Genomic DNA, 16,814 nt, shown 5'->3' with positions numbered 1-16,814 from the left:
GGAGTGCCCGCGTAGGCTCAGAACATGAGCGTCCGACGCGTGATGGGCACCGAGACGGAGTTCGGCATCTCGGTCGCCGGCCAGCCCTCCGCCAACCCCATGGTGGCGTCCTCCCAGGTGGTCAACGCCTACGCGGGCTCCAAGCTGCGTGCCCGCCGGGCACGCTGGGACTTCGAGGAGGAGTCGCCGCTGCGCGACGCCCGCGGCTTCGACATGTCCCGAGAGGCCGCCGACGCCTCGCAGCTGACCGACGAGGACCTCGGTCTGGCCAACGTGATCCTGACCAACGGCGCCCGGCTGTACGTCGACCACGCACACCCGGAGTACTCCACCCCGGAGTGCACCAACCCGCACGACGTCGTGCTGTGGGACAAGGCGGGGGAGCAGGTCATGCTCGACGCCGCTCGGTTCGCGGCCGCGGTGCCCGGGGCGCCGGCGATCCTGCTCTACAAGAACAACACCGACAACAAGGGCGCCTCGTACGGCGCTCACGAGAACTACCTGATGAGCCGGCGGACCCCCTTCGGCGACATCGTGCGGCATCTCACCCCCTTCTTCGTCAGCCGTCAGGTGGTGACCGGCGCGGGACGGGTCGGGATCGGCCAGGACGGGCGCGACCACGGCTTCCAGGTCAGCCAGCGCGCTGACTACTTCGAGGTCGAGGTCGGGCTCGAGACCACCCTGAAGCGTCCGATCATCAACACCCGTGACGAGCCGCACGCCGACCCCGACAAGTACCGCCGCCTGCACGTGATCATCGGCGACGCGAACCTCTCCGAGATCTCCGCCTACCTCAAGGTCGGCACGACGGCGCTGGTCCTGGCCATGATCGAGGACGGGTTCATCGGCCGCGAGCTGACCGTCGAGCAGCCGGTGCGGTCGCTGCGGGCGGTCTCCCACGACCCGTCGCTCACGCACCTGCTGACCCTCCACGATGGGCGCACGCTGACCGCCGTCCAGCTGCAGATGGAGTATCTCGACCTCGCTCGGAAGTACGTCGAGGACAGGCAGGGCAGCGACGCCGACCCACAGACCCTCGACGTGCTCGCGCGCTGGGAGTCGGTGCTGACCCGGCTCGAGACCGATCCGATGCTCTGCGCCCGTGAGCTCGACTGGGTCGCCAAGCTGAAGCTGCTCAACTCCTACCGCGACCGCGACGGCCTGGACTGGGACGACGCGAAGCTGCACCTGGTGGACCTGCAGTACTCCGACATCCGGCCCGACAAGGGGCTGTACCACCGGCTGGTGAACCTGGGCCGGATCGACCGTCTGCTCACCGACGAGGAGATCACCTCGGCCATGCACCGGCCGCCCGAGGACACCCGCGCCTACTTCCGGGGACGCTGCCTGGAGAAGTACGCCGACCAGATCGCGGCCGCCTCGTGGGACTCGGTGATCTTCGACCTGCCCGGCCGCGAGTCACTGCAGCGGGTGCCGACGATCGACCCGCTGCGCGGCACGCGCAACCACGTCGGTGAGCTTCTGGACCGTTGTGACACTGCTGAGACCTTGTTCGCCGCCCTGACTGGGTAGGGTCGTCCTTGCCGGGGCGGTGTCGCCCCCCGAGCAGAGGAGGATCGCCATGGCACAGGAGCAGAAGCAGCCGAAGAAGTCCTCGACATCGGAGGACACGGCCGAGGTCGCGCCCAGCGAGGACGTCGCCGAGCGCAAGGGGCAGCTCGACGAGGACATCGACGCGATCCTCGACGAGATCGACGACGTGCTCGAGTCGAACGCCGAGGACTTCGTGAAGTCGTTCATCCAGAAGGGTGGAGAGTAGCCACAACATGAGTCACCCACGACAGGTCGACGCCCGCCTGCCCTCCGCCTACCTGGCGCCCGGGTCCTCCTCCTTCGCGGAGTTCCTGGGCCAACAGGCGCCCGAGCTGCTCCCGGCGAACCGGAGCCTTCCGGCCGGCAGCGCCGCCGAGCTGGCTCCGCACGGCACCACCATCGTCGCGGCCACCTTCGACGGCGGTGTCGTGATGGCCGGCGACCGCCGCGCGACGATGGGCAACATCATCGCCCAGCGCGACATCGAGAAGGTCTTCCCGGCCGACGAGTTCTCCGCCGTGGGCATCGCCGGCAGCGCCGGACTGGCCGTGGAGCTGGTCCGGTTGTTCCAGACCGAGCTGGAGCACTACGAGAAGATCGAGGGCTCGACGCTGTCGATGGACGGCAAGGCGAACCGGCTCGCGGCGCTGATCCGCTCCAACCTCGGCATGGCGATGCAGGGGCTGGCCGTCGTGCCCCTCTTCGCCGGCTACGACCTGGAGTCCGGCCACGGACGGATCTTCTCCTACGACGTCACCGGCGGCCGCTACGAGGAGACCGACTTCCACGCCGTCGGGTCCGGCTCGCTGTTCGCGCGCGGGTCGCTGAAGAAGCTCTACCGCGACGGTCTCGACGCCGACGGCTGCGTCACGGCAGTCGTCCAGGCGCTGTACGACGCCGCGGACGACGACTCGGCCACAGGCGGACCGGACCTCACCCGGCGGATCTTCCCGGTGGTCGGACAGATCACCGCCGACGGGTACCGGCGGCTCTCCGACGAGGAGGTCGCGGCCATCGCCGACCGCGTGATCAACGCTCGGATGACCCGGCCGGACGGACCCGCCGCGCCGCTGACGTGACGGTCATGAGCCAGACCCGCTGATCGAGAGTCCCGCTGATCGAGCCCGTCGAGATCCCTAGTCCAAGGAACACACCATGAGCATGCCGTTCTACGTCTCGCCCGAGCAGCTGATGAAGGACCGGGCGGACTTCGCGCGCAAGGGCATCGCCCGGGGCCGCAGCGTCGTCGTCGTTCAGTACGCCGACGGCATCGTGTTCGTCTCCGAGAACCCCTCGCAGGCCCTGCACAAGGTCAGCGAGATCTACGACCGGATCGCGTTCGCCGCCGTCGGGCGCTACAACGAGTTCGAGAACCTCCGGATCGCCGGCGTCCGGCTCGCCGACATGCGCGGTTACGCCTACGACCGGCGTGACGTGACCGGGCGGGGCCTGGCCAACGCCTACGCGCAGACCCTGGGCACGATCTTCTCCAGCGGCGGCGAGAAGCCCTACGAGGTCGAGATCTTCGTCGCCGAGGTCGCCGACACGCCCGAGCAGGACCAGATCTACCGGCTGACCTACGACGGTCAGGTCGCCGACGAGCACGGGTTCGCCGTCATGGGCGGCAACGCGGACGCCGTGGCCGCACAGCTGCGCGAGCACTACCGCGAGGGTGCCGCGCTGGAGGATGCGGTCCGGGTGGCCGTCGAGGCACTCGGCCGCGGACAGGGCGACGGTGAGCCACGGGTGATCGCCGCGGGTGACCTGGAGGTCGCGGTGCTGGACCGCACCCGCGCCCAGCAACGCAAGTTCAAGCGGCTGCACGCCGCCCAGCTCGGCGAGATCCTCGGCGCGCGGACCGGAGCCGAGACCGGCGCGCACGCAGCGGGGGAGTCCACCAACCCCGCGCAGGCCGGCTCCGATGCCGACTGACGAGGAACGGCAGTGGCGGCGCGTCGACGACAAGACCGTCCACGACTGAACCACGCCGATCTGCTCTGAGCGGTGTCGCTCACGCAGCGCGGCGCAGCGGTGCCTCCTGCTGCTCGGGGCCTGGAGTGTCGACGCTGCGGTCCGACGCGCTGGCCGACTGCTCCGCGGCGCGCCTCTCCAGCGCGTAGGCGATCAGGGTCCCGCCGAAGACCACCGCCCCGATCACCAGGGCGAACGCGCCGAGCATGGCCATTGCCAGATACGGGCTCATCATGCTTCCTTCCTCCCGGCGGAAGGCGGCCGCCGAGTACGACCGTCTTACGCTACAGTTACTGTAGCGAAAAGATTCGGGAGTTCCAACCGAGCGGAGACGACCAGTGGGTGCACAGGGCGACAGCGTGCGTGGCCGACCGCGCCGCGCCGAGACCGACGAGCGGATCGTCGCCGCGACCTTGGAGCTGATCCGCGAGCAGGGACCGGAGGCCGTCAACGTGGCCTCGGTCGCGGCACGCTCCGGCATCGCGCGGACCACGATCTACCGGCGCTACCGCGACAGGAGCGACCTGCTGCAGGCAGCGCTGCAGCCTGCAGTCGAGCGCGGTGAGCCGCCGCAGGGAGCGTCGGTCCGGGACAAGCTCGCCTGGGTGCTCGCCCGGACCCAGGAGGTCCTCGCGGGCAGCATCGGCCGTGGGGGCGTCGCCGCGGTGGTGGCCGACAACGACCCCGACTTCAGCGCCGCCCTGCGCGGGGCCCTGCAGTCGGCGCTCGAGCCGATCCACGAGCAGATCCGCGACGACGTCGGGCAGGGCCGGCTCGCGTCCTACGTGGACGCCGACCTGACCGTCAACCTCGTGCTCGGTGCCTACCTGGCCGAGCTGGTGCGCTACGGCACCCCGCGGCCGGACTGGCTCCACCGCACCGCCGACCTGCTGGCCGCATCGCTCGGGGCACACGCGCCCGGCTGAACTGTGCCGTCGAACATGCAGCTGGGCGGACTCAACCGACGCGCTCCGCGTGCGTCCGTCCGAGAGGTCGCTGGCTGCATGTTCGACGGGCGCCGAAGCGGTCAGCCTCGCGCGGCGAGCAGGCGCAGAGCGCTGGCCACCAGCGGCACGTGAGGCAGCCGGCCGAGCTCCACGGCGTACCCGGCCTCCTCGCGCAGCTCGCGCACCGCCGCCTGCTCGACGGACTCGTGCAGCTCCACGCCGCCGCCCGGCAGCGTCCACGCAGGCGTCGGGCTCTGGTTGAACAGCGCGAGCAGGATCCGGTCCCGGTCGTCGACGACGACGGCGTAGGAGGCCAGGCGGGTGTCGTACTCGGTGAACTCCACGGCGCGGGACCCTACGCCTGGTGAGACGTCGGGGCGAGTCCCGTGCGTCCGTGAGGTTGACCACCTAGGGTGGCAGAGTGGACCGGCGGATCTTCGGGATCGAGAACGAGTACGGCGTCACCTGCACGTTCCACGGGCAGCGGCGTCTCTCGCCGGACGAGGTTGCCCGCTACCTGTTCCGCAAGGTTGTGTCCTGGGGCCGCAGCAGCAACGTCTTCCTGCGCAACGGCGCCCGTCTCTACCTCGACGTCGGCAGCCACCCGGAGTACGCCACTCCGGAGTGCGACGACATCGTCGACCTGGTCACCCACGACAAGGCGGGGGAGCGGGTCCTGGAGGGGCTGCTGATCGACGCCGAGCGACGCCTGCACGACGAAGGCATCGCCGGGGACGTGTACCTGTTCAAGAACAACACCGACTCCGCGGGCAACTCCTACGGCTGCCACGAGAACTACCTGGTCGCGCGCCAGGGGGAGTTCGGCAAGCTCGCCGACGTGCTGATCCCGTTCCTGGTCACCCGGCAGATCATCGTCGGCGCCGGGAAGGTCACGCAGACCCCGCGCGGTGCGATGTACACCGTCAGCCAGCGCGCCGAGCACATCTGGGAGGGGGTCTCGAGCGCCACCACCCGGTCCCGGCCGATCATCAACACCCGCGACGAGCCGCACGCCGACGCCGAGCGGTACCGCCGGCTGCACGTGATCGTCGGTGACTCGAACATGAGCGAGACCACCACGATGCTCAAGGTGGCCAGCACCGACCTGGTGCTGCGGATGATCGAGGAGGGCGTGGTGATGCGCGACCTCACGATGGAGAACCCGATCCGGGCGATCCGGGAGATCTCGCACGACATGACCGGCAGGCGCAAGGTCCGCCTCGGCAACGGCAGGGAGGCCAGCGCGCTGGAGATCCAGGGCGAGTACCTCGCCCGGGTCCGCGACTTCGTCGACCGCCGCGAGCTGCACACCCCGGTCATCGAGCGGACGCTCGACCTCTGGGAGCGCGGCCTGAAGGCCGTGGAGTCCGGCGACCTGAGCCTGGTGGAGCGTGAGATCGACTGGGTGATCAAGTGGAAGCTGATCGACCGCTACCGCTCCCAGCACGGCTTGCCGCTGAGCCACCCGCGGATCGCCCAGCTCGACCTGGCGTACCACGACATCCATCGCAACCGCGGGCTGTACTACCTGCTCGAGAAGCGCGGTGCGGTCGCCCGGGTGGCGAACGACCTGAGCATCTTCGAGGCGAAGTCGGTGCCGCCGCAGACCACGAGGGCCCGGCTCCGCGGTGAGTTCATCAAGCGCGCCCAGGAGCGTCGCCGCGACTTCACCGTCGACTGGGTGCACCTGAAGCTCAACGACCAGGCGCAGCGCACCGTGCTGTGCAAGGACCCGTTCCGTTCCCACGACGAGCGCGTCCAGAAGCTCATCGACGGCATGTGAGCCGGTTCATCGGTCTCTCAGGCTGTCCGGATAGGGTGGGCAGCCGCTGTCGTCCGTCCTGACCTGAGGTGAAACCTGTGCGCCGACGTCTCGTTGCGCTGACCGCCGTACCCCTGCTCCTGCTCGGCGTCGCCGCCTGCGGCGAGGCCGACGAGCCCGGCTCGTCAGCCAGCCCGGCGCTCGACGGCCTCGAGGTGACCGGCGAGTTCGGCACCGCCCCGACGGTGAAGGTCGACGAGGCGCTGAACCTCGAGGAGACCGAGACCGAGGTCCTCACCTCCGGCGACGGCAACCCGGTGGTCGAGGGCGAGCAGGCCGTGCTCCACCTGTACGTCGCCAACGGCTCCACCGGCGAGAAGGCGTTGAGCACCTACGACCAGAAGGTGCCGGCGGCGTTCCAGATGGCGCAGGGCCAGCTGTTCCAGGCGGTCATCGACGGCGTGGTGGGGGAGACCGTCGGCAGTCGGGTCGTGGTGGCGACGCCGCCGGAGGACGCCTTCGGCGAGCAGGGCAACGAGCAGTACGGCATCGGGCCCGAGGACGACGTCGTGTTCGTCGTCGACGTGATGTCCGTCGAGCCCACCGAGGTGCTGGAGGCCCCCGAGGGCGAGCCGGCGACCGATCTGCCCAAGGGCCTGCCGACGGTCGAGGAGAAGGACGGTGCGGTCACCGGCATCAGCTTCGACGGCGCCGCGAAGAAGCCCGCGAAGGAGCTGCAGGTGATCACCCTCATCGAGGGCGAGGGGCCCTCGGCACGCGACGCCTCCCTCGTAACCTTCGACTACCTCGGCCAGGTCTACGGCAGCGACGAGGTCTTCGACGAGTCCTACAGCACCGAGCCGCGCACCTTCCCGGTGGGGATCGGCGGTCTGATCCAGGCCTGGGACCAGGGTCTGGTGGACGTCAAGCGCGGCAGCCGGGTGCTGATCATCGCTCCGCCGGAGATGGCGTACGGCGAGCAGGGCAGCCCGCCCAGCATCCCGGGCGATTCCACGCTCGCCTTCGTCGTCGACGTGCTGGGTGTCGACCCGGCGCCGTGACCGGTGGCATGAGAGGGGGACGCCGTGGCGGCACGCAAGAGTGAGCGGCTGCTCAACCTGCTGATCACCCTGCTGGTCTCGCGCAGCTACGTGACCAAGGAGCGGATCCGCTCGGTCGTGGAGCAGTACCGCGACGCCGGTGACGAGGCCTTCGAGAAGATGTTCGAGCGCGACAAGGACGAGCTGCGCTCCCTCGGCGTGCCGATCGAGGTGGGTTACCTCGACAGAGCCTTCGAGGACGAGCCGGGCTACCGGATCGAGCGATCGGCCTTCGAGCTGCCGCAGATCGACCTCGAGCCCGACGAGGCCGCGGTGATCGGTCTCGCCGCCCGGGTCTGGCAGCACGCCGGGCTCGCCTCGGCGACCTCCGACGCCCTGGTGAAGCTGAAGGCCGCCGGTGTCGAGGTGGACCGGACCGAGCTGGACAGCGTCGCGCCGCAGCTGAGCGTCACGGAGCCGTCGTTCGAGGCGTTCTGGGCCGCGACACAGCAGCGCACTCCGGTGGCGTTCCGCTACCGCACCGCCACCAGCACCACGAGTGCCGAGCGGCACCTGCAGCCCTGGGGCGTGGTGTCGTTCCGCGGCCGTTGGTACGTCGTCGGCCACGACACCGACCGGGGGGAGCCGCGCCTGTTCCGGCTCTCCCGGGTCGAGGGCGAGGTCCGTACGACGGGCACGCCGGGCAGCTACCACGTGCCGCCGGGCACCGACATCCGAGACTTGACGCACTCGCTCGCGCCGGCAGCTGCCGACCACCGCGCCCGACTGCTGGTGCGCGAGGGCACCGCACTCGGCCTGCGACGCCAGGGAGAGCCCGTCGAAGGCTCCCATCCCGAAGGCTGGGACCGCATCGAGGTGCGCTATGCGCGGACCGATGCCATGGCCGACGAGGTGCTGTCCTTCGGCGCCGACGTGGTCGTCGAGGAGCCCGACGACCTGCGCGAGCTCGTGGTGGGCAGGCTGCGGCGCGTGGCCGCCTCGGAGCTGGCCGGATGAGCGGCGCACGCGACCAGGTCGGCCGGCTGCTGGCTCTGGTGCCCTACATCCAGAGCCGCGAGGAGGTCCCGCTCGAGCAGGCCGCCGCCGACTTCGGGGTCCGGCCGGCCCAGATCGTCAAGGACCTCAACGTCTTGTGGTTCTGCGGCCTGCCCGGGCTGGGCATGGGCGACCTGATCGACATCGACATGGACGCGCTCGAAGGCGAGGGCGTGATCCGTCTCTCCAACGCCGACTACCTGACCCGCCCGCTGCGGCTGGGCAGCAGTGAGGCCTCCGCCCTGATCGTGGCACTCCGGGCGTTGCGCGAGGGCGGTGACGAGTCGGTCCGCCCGGTCGTCGACCGCACGCTGGCCAAGCTCGAGGCAGCCGCCGGTGACGGGGCGGCGCTGGCAGCGCAGGTGGACGTACGCCTCGACGAGTCGGATTCCGGCCTGGCCGCACTGCGGGGCGATCTCGAACGCGCGGTCCGCGACGGCCGTCAGGTGCGGATGGACTACTACGTGCCCAGCCGCGACGAGGTGACCGAGCGGGTGGTGGACCCGCTGCGGCTGGTCACCGCCGAGGGTCACACCTACCTCGATGCGTGGTGCCGGACGGCGGAGGACCGTCGGCTGTTCCGGCTCGACCGGGTGTCGACGGCCGAGGTGCTCGACGTACCGGTCGACGACCACTCCGACCTCCCCGAGCGCGACCTGTCGGAGGGGATCTTCTCGCCCTCGCCGCGGGACACCCTGGCAACGCTGGTGCTGGAGCCGTCGGCGCGCTGGGTGGGGGAGTACTACCCGGTCGAGAGCATCGAGGAGCTCGGCGAGGGAGCACTGCGGGTGACCTTGCGGGTCGGTGATCCCTCGTGGCTGGTGCGCCTGGTGCTGCGCCTGGGTGGGTCGGCGAGGGTGGCGAGTCCCGCCGAGTTGTCATCTGCCGTACACCGGGCGGCCACGGACGCCCTGGGTAACTACGTGTGACGCGGGCTACCATGTCAGCGAGCTCCGCAACCGAAGAGGACGTCATGAACTTCGCACCAACGCCGATGGCGATGAACCTCGGTCCCACCGAGATCCTGCTGATCCTGCTCGTTCTCGTGCTGCTGTTCGGCGCCAAGAAGCTCCCCGAGCTCGCCCGTGGCAGCGGCCGCGCCCTGCGGATCTTCAAGGCCGAGACCAAGGGCCTGATGGACGACGACACCGACGGCGTCGACGACAAGTACAAGACCCCGGAGCAGCGGCAGATCGACGCCGCGCACCGCGCCGAGGCGACCACCATCGAGTCGCCGGTGCACGAGTCCCGTCCCGACGCGGAGCGCTGACGCCCGCCCAACCGGTCTACACCACCCGTGTCTCTCAGCGGAGCCGTCGCGCTCTTCCGGACCACCCCGAAGAACCCCGTGGGTCCCGACGGTCGGATGGCGCTGGCCGACCACCTGCGTGAGCTGCGCGCGCGGCTGCTGCGTGTGGCGATGCTTCTCGTCCTCGGCATCGTCGTCGCGTGGTTCTTCTACGAGCAGCTCTTCGACCTCATCTACGCCCCGTACGCACAGGCGCAGGAGATCCTCGAGGGCAAGGGTGTCGACTCCAAACCGGTGCTCACCGGCGTCGCCAACCCGCTGCTGCTGCAGCTGAAGCTGTGCGCGCTGGCCGCCGTCGTGCTCGGGAGCCCGTTCTGGCTGTACCAGATCTGGGCGTTCATCATGCCCGGGCTGCACCCGCACGAGAAGCGATGGACGAAGGTCTTCGCCGCCGTCGCCGGCCCGCTGTTCCTGCTCGGCGTCGCGGTCGGCTACTACGTGCTGCCGAAGGGGATCGAGGTCCTGATCGGCTTCACTCCGGAGGCCCTGCAGAACCTCGTGGAGTTCGGGGAGTACTTCCGCTTCCTGACCCGGATGCTGCTGGTGTTCGGGATCGCCTTCGAGATCCCGCTGTTCGTGGTGATGCTCAGCCTCGCCGGGGTCGTCTCCGGCAAGGCGCTTGGGGCGTACCGGCCCTGGATCGTGGTCGGCACCTTCGTCTTCGCAGCGGTGGCGACCCCGTCGACCGACCCGTTCTCGATGCTCATGCTCGCGTTGCCGATGACCGTGCTGTTCCTGGTCTCTGAGGGCATCGCCCGCCTCGTCGACCGACGCCGTGCCAAGAGGGCCCACGACGAGGGGCTCGACGGTCTCGCCGACGACGAGGCCTCGCCGCTGTCGTACTCCCGCGACGACGTGCGGGCCTCCGACCTCGACGAGCAGGACTGAGCGTGGCCGCTCCGACCACCATCGAGGTCGACCCCTTCGACCTTCCTGAGTGGCTGGCCGGTGGTGAGGTGACCTGGCAGGCGTCGTCGTCCGTCCGGGACACCGTCCGGGTCACCGGTGAGCTCTCTGCGGGTCCCGAGCGCCTGGCGTGCGACCTGCTCGCCGCCGACGTGGCCTACCCCGCGGCCGTGCTGGACCCGGACTGGCGCCGTGCCGTGCACGAGCAGTGGTCCTTCGGCCAGGTCCTGCTCATCGAGTACGACGAGCGGCTGACCCTGGCGGTGCCCGGCACCGGGTTCACCGCCGACCGGGTCCTCGACACGCTCGGCCGACTGGCGAAGGCCGTCGGCGTGCGTCCTGCGACCTTCGTCGCCGCCCTGCGCCTCTAGGCCGGCTCGGCCCCCGCTGGTCGAGCCAGTCGGTGGTCGAGCTCGTCGAGACCCCGGGGACGGTGGTCGAGCGAGACCCGGTGGTCGAGCTCGTCGAGACCCCGGGGACGGTGGTCGAGCGTGAGCCGGTGGTCGAGCCTGTCGAGACCCGGTGGTCGAGCTTGTCGAGACCCCGGGGACGGTGGTCGAGCTTGTCGAGACCCCGGGGACGGTGGTCGAGGGTGGCCCGAGGTCGAGCCTGTCACAGGCATCAGTCGCTCGGTGCGTCTCCTCGCCCATGCCCCCGCGCCAACTCGGGCAGCAGGTCGAACCGCCCTGCCATGTACGCCTCACGCTTGGCCCGTGACCAGCCCTGCAACTGCTTCTCCAGAGCGAAGGCGTCCTCTATCCGCTCGAACTCCGTGGACCAGAGCAGCTCGACGGGGCGACGGCGTGCGGTGTAGCGGGCCCCGGTGCCTTCTTGATGTTGGCTGAGTCGGCGTGCCAGGTCCCAGGTGCTTCCGACGTAGTAGGTGCCGTCTGCGCACCGGAGGATGTAGGTGTAGGGCATACCTTCCAGATTGGGCGCAAGCCATAGATTCCGGACAGAGCGATCTGGCGATCTGTGGATGAGAAGGTCTCGACAGGCTCGACCAGCGCGGGTCTCGACAGGCTCGACCAGCGCGGGTCTCGACAGGCTCGACCAGCGGGGTCTCGACAGGCTCGACCAGCGGGGTCTCGACAGGCTCGACCAGCGCGGGTCTCGACAGGCTCGACCAGCGCGGGTCTCGACAGGCTCGACCACCGCGGGTCTCGACAGGCTCGACCAGCGCGGGTCTCGACAGGCTCGACCACCGCGGGTCTCGACAGGCTCGACCACCGCGGGTCTCGACAGGCTCGACCACCGCGGGTCTCGACAGGCTCGACCACCGCGGGTCTCGACAGGCTCGACCACCGCGGGGTCTCGACAGGCTCGACCACCGCGGGTCTCGACAGGCTCGACCGGCGGGGGCTCGAGCTCCGGCACACGCGTATCCTCGGCGCCGTGGCCAGAGAGATCGCGCTGTTGACTAATCCCTCCGCGGGCGGGGGAGCAGGCTCCCGGACAGCGGCGATCGCGCTGCCGCGGCTCAAGGAGGCCGGGTTCGTGGTCCACCAGCTCCAGGGCAGTGACGGTCCCGAGGCGTTGGCGCTGGCCCGCGAGGCGGTCGACTCGGGAGTGGAGAGCCTCGTGGTGGTCGGCGGTGACGGCATGGTGCACATGGCCGTCCAGGCCCTGGCCGGCTCGCAGGCCAACCTGGGGATCATCCCCGCCGGGACCGGCAACGACGTGGCTCGCTACCTCGGGATCCCCCGTCGTCACCCGCAGGAGGCGGCCGACGTCGTGGTCGGGTCCCACGTGCGCACGATCGACCTGGCCAAGGCAGGGCCGTCGTACTTCGTCACCGTGCTGGCAGCCGGCTTCGACTCGCTGGTCAACGAGCGGGCGAACCGGATGCGCTGGCCCCGTGGCCAGATGCGCTACACCCTGGCCACCCTCGCGGAGCTGCGGGTGTTCGAGCCGATCCCGTACACGCTCGAGCTCGACGGGGAGGTACGACGCCTCGACGCGATGCTCGTCGCCGTGGGCAACGGCCCCTCCTTCGGCGGGGGGCTGCGCATCACCCACGGTGCCTCGTTCGAGGATGGCATGCTCGATGTCGTGATCATCAAGCCGATGAGCAAGCCGGACCTGGTCCGGACCTATCCCAAGCTCTACACCGGTGGGCACACGCGGCACCCGCAGTACGAGCACCACCGGGTCCGCTCGGTCACCGTCGCAGCGCCCGGCATCGTCGCCTACGCGGATGGGGAGCGGCTCGGCGCGCTCCCGCTGACCGTGGACGTTGTTCCCGGCGCACTTCGGGTACTGGCCCCCCGATGAGCACACCGTCGGAGCAGTACGCGAAGTTTCGCAGGGACCAGAAGTCGCCGGTGTTCGCGGAGTTCGCGGGCCTCTACGACTTCGAGCTCGACGACTTCCAGGTGCAGGCCTGCCGGGAGCTCGAGGCGGGCAACGGCGTCCTCGTGGCTGCGCCCACCGGCTCGGGGAAGACCCTGGTCGGCGAGTTCGCGGTCCACCTCGCGCTGAGCCAGGGCAAGAAGTGCTTCTACACCGCACCGATCAAAGCCCTGTCGAACCAGAAGTTCAACGACCTCGTCGAACGGTACGGCGCCGACCGGGTCGGCCTGCTCACCGGGGACAACACCATCAACGGCGAGGCGCCGATCGTGGTGATGACCACCGAGGTGCTGCGCAACATGATCTACGCCGGGTCGCGCACGCTGGCCGGCCTTGGCTACGTGGTGATGGACGAGGTGCACTACCTGGCCGACCGGTACCGCGGGGCGGTGTGGGAGGAGGTGATCATCCACCTTCCCGACTCGGTGGCGCTGGTCTCCCTCTCGGCGACGGTCTCCAACGCCGAGGAGTTCGGTGAGTGGCTGTCCACGGTCCGGGGGGCGACGACCACCATCGTCGAGGAGCGCCGGCCGGTACCGCTCTACCAGCACGTGATGGTCGGCAAGCGGATGTACGACCTGTTCGCGGACCGGGAGAGTGCCGGCCTCGGTGGGGAGTCCAAGGTCAACGCCGACCTGCTCAAGGTCGCCCGGGACGACTGGCGCTCGACGCGCACGAACGACCGGCGGGACAAGCGGGGTGGGCCTCGGGGTCGCGCAGGAGCGCGAGGGCAGGGTATGCGCCGCCCCTACCTGCCGAGCCGGTTCGACGTCGTCGAGCGGTTGGACTCCGAGGGGCTGCTCCCCGCGATCGTCTTCATCTTCAGCCGGGTGGGTTGTGACGCGGCGGTCACCCAGTGCCTCAACGCCAACCTCCGGCTCACCAGCCCCGCCGAGCGGGACACGATCTTCCGGTTCGTGGAGGAGCGCTGTCGCAACATCCCGGACGAGGACCTGCACGTCCTCGGCTACCACGACTTCCTCGAGGGCCTGACGCGCGGGATCGCCGCCCACCACGCCGGCATGCTGCCGACGTTCAAGGAGTGCGTCGAGGCGCTGTTCGCCGAGGGACTGTGCAAGGTCGTCTTCGCCACCGAGACCCTCGCGCTGGGCATCAACATGCCGGCGCGCTCGGTGGTCATCGAGAAGCTCAGCAAGTGGAACGGCGAGACCCACGCCGACATCACCCCGGGGGAGTACACCCAGCTCACGGGCCGCGCCGGTCGTCGGGGGATCGACGTCGAGGGGCACGGCGTGGTCCTTTGGCAGCCCGGGATGGACCCGCGGGCGGTGGCCGGCCTCGCCTCGACACGCACCTATCCGCTCAAGTCGTCCTTCCGACCGTCGTACAACATGGCGGTCAACCTGGTGAAGCGGGTGGGCAGGCACACCGCGCGTGAGCTGCTGGAGTCCTCCTTCGCGCAGTTCCAGGCCGACAAGGCGGTCGTCGGGCTCGCCCGGCAGCTGCGCAAGAGCGAGGAGGCGCTTGCCGGGTACGCCGAGGCGGCGACCTGCCACCTCGGCGACTTCATGGAGTACGCCGCGCTCCGGCGCCGGCTGAGCGACGTCGAGGCCCGTCTCGCGAAGGCGCGCAGGAGCGACCGTCGCGACGAGGTGATCAGCTCGCTGGAGGCGCTGCGGCCCGGCGACGTGATCGAGGTCCCGGCCGGCCGCTACGCCGGGATGGCGGTCGTGGTCGACCCCGGCGCGGTGTCCGAGCGCGAGGGGCCGCGGCCCTACGTGGTCACGGCCGACCGCCAGGCGCGACGGCTCTCGCTGGTCGACTTCCCCGCGCCCGTGGAGGCGGTCACCCGGATGCGGATCCCGCGCAACTTCAACGGGCGCAACCCGCAGTCACGCCGGGACCTGGCCTCCGCGCTGCGGGCCAAGACCCACGGTCTGACCCCGCCGCCACCCGGCCGGGGGAAGGCGTCCCGTGGCCGCGGTCCGTCGCCGCGGGGGCGCCAGGAGCAGGGGGAGCAGGAGATCAGCGAGCTGCGTTCCCAGCTGCGCGCGCATCCCTGCCACGGCTGCGACGACCGGGAGAACCACGCCCGCTGGGCCGAGCGGCACCACAAGCTGGCACGTGACGCGCGGACCTTGGAGCGGCGGATCGAGCAGCGGACCAACACGATCGCCCGGCAGTTCGACCGGGTCTGCGACCTGCTCACCTCGCTCGGCTACCTCGAGCACGACGAGGTGACCGCGACCGGCGAGCGGCTGATGCGGATCTACACCGACATGGACCTGATCGCCGCCGAGTCGCTGCGGCAGGGACTGTGGGACGACCTCGGTCCCAGCGAGCTGGCCGCGGTGCTGTCGGCCCTGGTGTACGAGTCACGCCGCGCCGACGACGCCTCCGCACCACGCCTGCCTGGTGGCCGGGTGCGCGACGTGCTGGGGGAGATGGTCTCGGTCTGGGCCGACCTCGACGCTCTGGAGCGCGAGCACAAGCTGGACTTCCTGCGCGAGCCCGATCTCGGGCTGGTCTGGGGAGCCTTCCGGTGGGCCGAGGGTGCCTCGCTGGACGCGGTGCTGACCGAGACCGATCTCGCCGCCGGGGACTTCGTCCGCTGGGTCAAGCAGCTGCTCGACCTCACCGACCAGGTGGCCGACGCCGCCGGCGACACGCCGCTGAGACGCACCGCGCGACGGGCCTCGGACGCGCTGCGGCGCGGGGTCGTGGCGTACTCCAGCGTGTCGGACTGAGACGCGCCGAGACGGCCTCGCATAAGCCAAGCCGATCCTTTACCCTTCGGTAAGTATCCCAAACCACCCGTTTTCCGGGATGCCTCTGTGCGCCCAGTGGAGGATCTGTGGCCAACGCGCCCCGCACGTCGTGGATCGACGAGTTCATCCTGCGCGGCCCCGAGCCCGGCGGCGCCCTCTCGCCCTTCGGGCTGGCCGTGCTGGCCGGTGAGCAGCTCGCGCGGGTGGCCGAGGACCGGACCGGACTCTCCCGTTCCGACTACGACGCCCTCGGGATCGCCCGGCACCAGGCGCGGTTGCTCTCGGAGCTGGCCCGCCTCCTCGACGACGACGTCGCCTCGCTCGCCCGGCGGGCCGACACGGCACCGGCCCAGGAGGACGACCCGGTGCAGCGCGCCCGCATCCTGACCAGCTCGCTGAGCGGCGCCATCCGCGCCACGGCGACGCTGCTCGACACCTGCCACTCGATGCTGCTGCTCGCCGAGAAGATGCTCGTGGTGCGCCGCACCCGGAGCCGGCTGGAGCTGATGGCTGCGGTCGAGACGTTGCGCGGCGCCGCGTCGACGGCGCACCTGACCGTGCTGGCGAACATGTCGCGGCTGACCGACTCCGCGCTCTACGACGAGCTCGAGAGCGGGCTTCGGTCGGTGGAGGTCACTCTCGACCTCGCCACCCGGATCAGCCAGACCATCCGCAGCGAGATGGGTCTCGCCCAGCGCGTCCCGCGGCAGTGGCGAGGGATCCTGGAGCCCAGCTAGTCGACCGAGCGGTTCTCGTAGGGCGTGGAGAGCACGATCGTCGTGCGGGTCGACACGTTGGCCGCGCTGCGGATCCGGGCGAGCAGGTCCTCGAGGTCGACCGGGGTGGCGACCCGGGTCTTGAGGATGTACGACTCGTCTCCGGCCACCGACCAGCAGCTCTCGATCTCGGAGATCCCGCTGAGCCGCTCGGGGGAGTCGTCGGGCTGCGAGGGGTCGATCGGCCGGATCGAGATGAACGCGGTCAACGGCAGGCCGAGCTGGTCGTAGTCGAGCTGTGCGGCGTAGCCCTTGATCACCCCGCGAGCCTCGAGTCGTTTGACGCGCTGGTGCACCGCGGAGGTGGACAGGCCGGTGGCCTTGCCCAGGTCGGTGAAGGACATCCGGCCGTCGGCGGCGAGCAGGGAGAGGATGCGGCGGTCGAGGTCTTCCACGGCTTCACCCTATCGGT

19 protein-coding genes are annotated in these 16,814 nt (G+C 70.3%); 15 read left to right on the top strand and 4 right to left on the bottom strand.

What is annotated here, in order from left to right; genetic code table 11:
• Positions 1-24 precede the first annotated feature (24 nt).
• The 4 genes from dop to prcA all read left to right on the top strand — a co-directional run bounded on the left by dop (position 25) and on the right by prcA (position 3,486).
• A complete protein-coding gene (gene dop, locus ACYVIH_RS10030; protein WP_460868802.1) occupies positions 25-1,533 on the top strand; it encodes a depupylase/deamidase Dop in 1,509 nt (502 codons plus the stop codon).
• 49 nt (positions 1,534-1,582) lie between these two features.
• Complete coding sequence (locus ACYVIH_RS10025) at positions 1,583-1,780, top strand: ubiquitin-like protein Pup (protein ID WP_460868800.1); 198 nt, start codon at positions 1,583-1,585, stop codon at positions 1,778-1,780.
• A gap of 7 nt (positions 1,781-1,787) precedes the next feature.
• Positions 1,788-2,633 carry a proteasome subunit beta gene (gene prcB, locus ACYVIH_RS10020; RefSeq protein WP_460868798.1) on the top strand — a complete coding sequence of 282 codons (846 nt, stop codon included), beginning with the start codon at positions 1,788-1,790 and terminating at the stop codon, positions 2,631-2,633.
• Positions 2,634-2,709: 76 nt separating this feature from the next.
• Entirely contained in the window at positions 2,710-3,486 is a 777-nt protein-coding gene (gene prcA, locus ACYVIH_RS10015) for a proteasome subunit alpha (RefSeq protein ID WP_460868796.1), read from the top strand.
• A gap of 79 nt (positions 3,487-3,565) precedes the next feature.
• Here the strand turns inward: prcA and ACYVIH_RS10010 are convergent, their stop codons facing one another.
• Positions 3,566-3,760: a hypothetical protein gene (locus tag ACYVIH_RS10010; RefSeq protein ID WP_460868794.1), complete on the bottom strand. Its 195-nt coding sequence runs from the start codon at positions 3,758-3,760 to the stop codon at positions 3,566-3,568.
• Between the two features lie 124 nt (positions 3,761-3,884).
• Between ACYVIH_RS10010 and ACYVIH_RS10005 the strand changes: the two genes are divergently transcribed.
• Complete coding sequence (locus ACYVIH_RS10005) at positions 3,885-4,451, top strand: TetR/AcrR family transcriptional regulator (protein ID WP_460868792.1); 567 nt, start codon at positions 3,885-3,887, stop codon at positions 4,449-4,451.
• Positions 4,452-4,552: 101 nt separating this feature from the next.
• Here the strand turns inward: ACYVIH_RS10005 and ACYVIH_RS10000 are convergent, their stop codons facing one another.
• Positions 4,553-4,816 carry an NUDIX hydrolase gene (locus ACYVIH_RS10000; RefSeq protein ID WP_460868790.1) on the bottom strand — a complete coding sequence of 88 codons (264 nt, stop codon included), beginning with the start codon at positions 4,814-4,816 and terminating at the stop codon, positions 4,553-4,555.
• A gap of 77 nt (positions 4,817-4,893) precedes the next feature.
• Between ACYVIH_RS10000 and pafA the strand changes: the two genes are divergently transcribed.
• The 7 genes from pafA (at position 4,894) to ACYVIH_RS09965 (ending at position 10,916) form a co-directional block, all read left to right on the top strand.
• Positions 4,894-6,255 (top strand): Pup--protein ligase, encoded by a 1,362-nt coding sequence (gene pafA / locus ACYVIH_RS09995; RefSeq protein ID WP_460868788.1) that lies wholly within the window; start codon positions 4,894-4,896, stop codon positions 6,253-6,255.
• A gap of 77 nt (positions 6,256-6,332) precedes the next feature.
• The gene (locus tag ACYVIH_RS09990) at positions 6,333-7,295 is read left to right on the top strand and encodes an FKBP-type peptidyl-prolyl cis-trans isomerase (RefSeq protein ID WP_460868786.1); all 963 of its coding nucleotides are present in this window, start codon (positions 6,333-6,335) and stop codon (positions 7,293-7,295) included.
• Between the two features lie 24 nt (positions 7,296-7,319).
• The gene (locus ACYVIH_RS09985; protein ID WP_460868784.1) at positions 7,320-8,291 is read left to right on the top strand and encodes a helix-turn-helix transcriptional regulator; all 972 of its coding nucleotides are present in this window, start codon (positions 7,320-7,322) and stop codon (positions 8,289-8,291) included.
• A complete protein-coding gene (locus ACYVIH_RS09980; RefSeq protein ID WP_460868782.1) occupies positions 8,288-9,259 on the top strand; it encodes a helix-turn-helix transcriptional regulator in 972 nt (323 codons plus the stop codon). The genes ACYVIH_RS09985 and ACYVIH_RS09980 overlap by 4 nt, the downstream gene beginning before the upstream one ends.
• Before the next feature lie 44 nt (positions 9,260-9,303).
• Positions 9,304-9,600: a Sec-independent protein translocase subunit TatA gene (tatA, locus tag ACYVIH_RS09975; protein WP_460868780.1), complete on the top strand. Its 297-nt coding sequence runs from the start codon at positions 9,304-9,306 to the stop codon at positions 9,598-9,600.
• Between the two features lie 27 nt (positions 9,601-9,627).
• On the top strand, positions 9,628-10,527 hold the full coding sequence (gene tatC, locus ACYVIH_RS09970) for a twin-arginine translocase subunit TatC (RefSeq protein WP_460868778.1): 900 nt from the start codon (positions 9,628-9,630) through the stop codon (positions 10,525-10,527).
• A 2-nt stretch (positions 10,528-10,529) separates the two neighbouring features.
• Positions 10,530-10,916 (top strand): hypothetical protein, encoded by a 387-nt coding sequence (locus ACYVIH_RS09965; RefSeq protein WP_460868776.1) that lies wholly within the window; start codon positions 10,530-10,532, stop codon positions 10,914-10,916.
• 250 nt (positions 10,917-11,166) lie between these two features.
• On the opposite strand, the gene ACYVIH_RS09960 is transcribed toward ACYVIH_RS09965, so the two are convergent.
• The gene (locus ACYVIH_RS09960) at positions 11,167-11,466 is read right to left on the bottom strand and encodes a GIY-YIG nuclease family protein (protein WP_460868774.1); all 300 of its coding nucleotides are present in this window, start codon (positions 11,464-11,466) and stop codon (positions 11,167-11,169) included.
• Between the two features lie 474 nt (positions 11,467-11,940).
• On the opposite strand from ACYVIH_RS09960, the gene ACYVIH_RS09955 reads away from it, so the two are divergent.
• The 3 genes from ACYVIH_RS09955 (at position 11,941) to ACYVIH_RS09945 (ending at position 16,363) form a co-directional block, all read left to right on the top strand.
• A complete protein-coding gene (locus ACYVIH_RS09955; RefSeq protein ID WP_460868772.1) occupies positions 11,941-12,819 on the top strand; it encodes a diacylglycerol kinase in 879 nt (292 codons plus the stop codon).
• A complete protein-coding gene (locus ACYVIH_RS09950) occupies positions 12,816-15,605 on the top strand; it encodes a DEAD/DEAH box helicase (RefSeq protein ID WP_460868770.1) in 2,790 nt (929 codons plus the stop codon). Before ACYVIH_RS09955 ends, ACYVIH_RS09950 begins: the two co-directional genes overlap by 4 nt.
• 107 nt (positions 15,606-15,712) lie before the next feature.
• Positions 15,713-16,363, top strand: a complete 651-nt coding sequence (locus ACYVIH_RS09945) for a cyclodeaminase/cyclohydrolase family protein (protein WP_460868768.1) — start codon at positions 15,713-15,715, stop codon at positions 16,361-16,363.
• On the opposite strand, the gene ACYVIH_RS09940 is transcribed toward ACYVIH_RS09945, so the two are convergent.
• Complete coding sequence (locus tag ACYVIH_RS09940) at positions 16,360-16,797, bottom strand: Lrp/AsnC family transcriptional regulator (protein WP_460868766.1); 438 nt, start codon at positions 16,795-16,797, stop codon at positions 16,360-16,362. The two genes, ACYVIH_RS09945 and ACYVIH_RS09940, sit on opposite strands and share 4 nt — an antisense overlap.
• Positions 16,798-16,814: the final 17 nt, after the last annotated feature.

Source organism: Nocardioides pakistanensis, from assembly GCF_054781215.1.
This window is presented reverse-complemented; position numbering and strand designations above follow the sequence as displayed.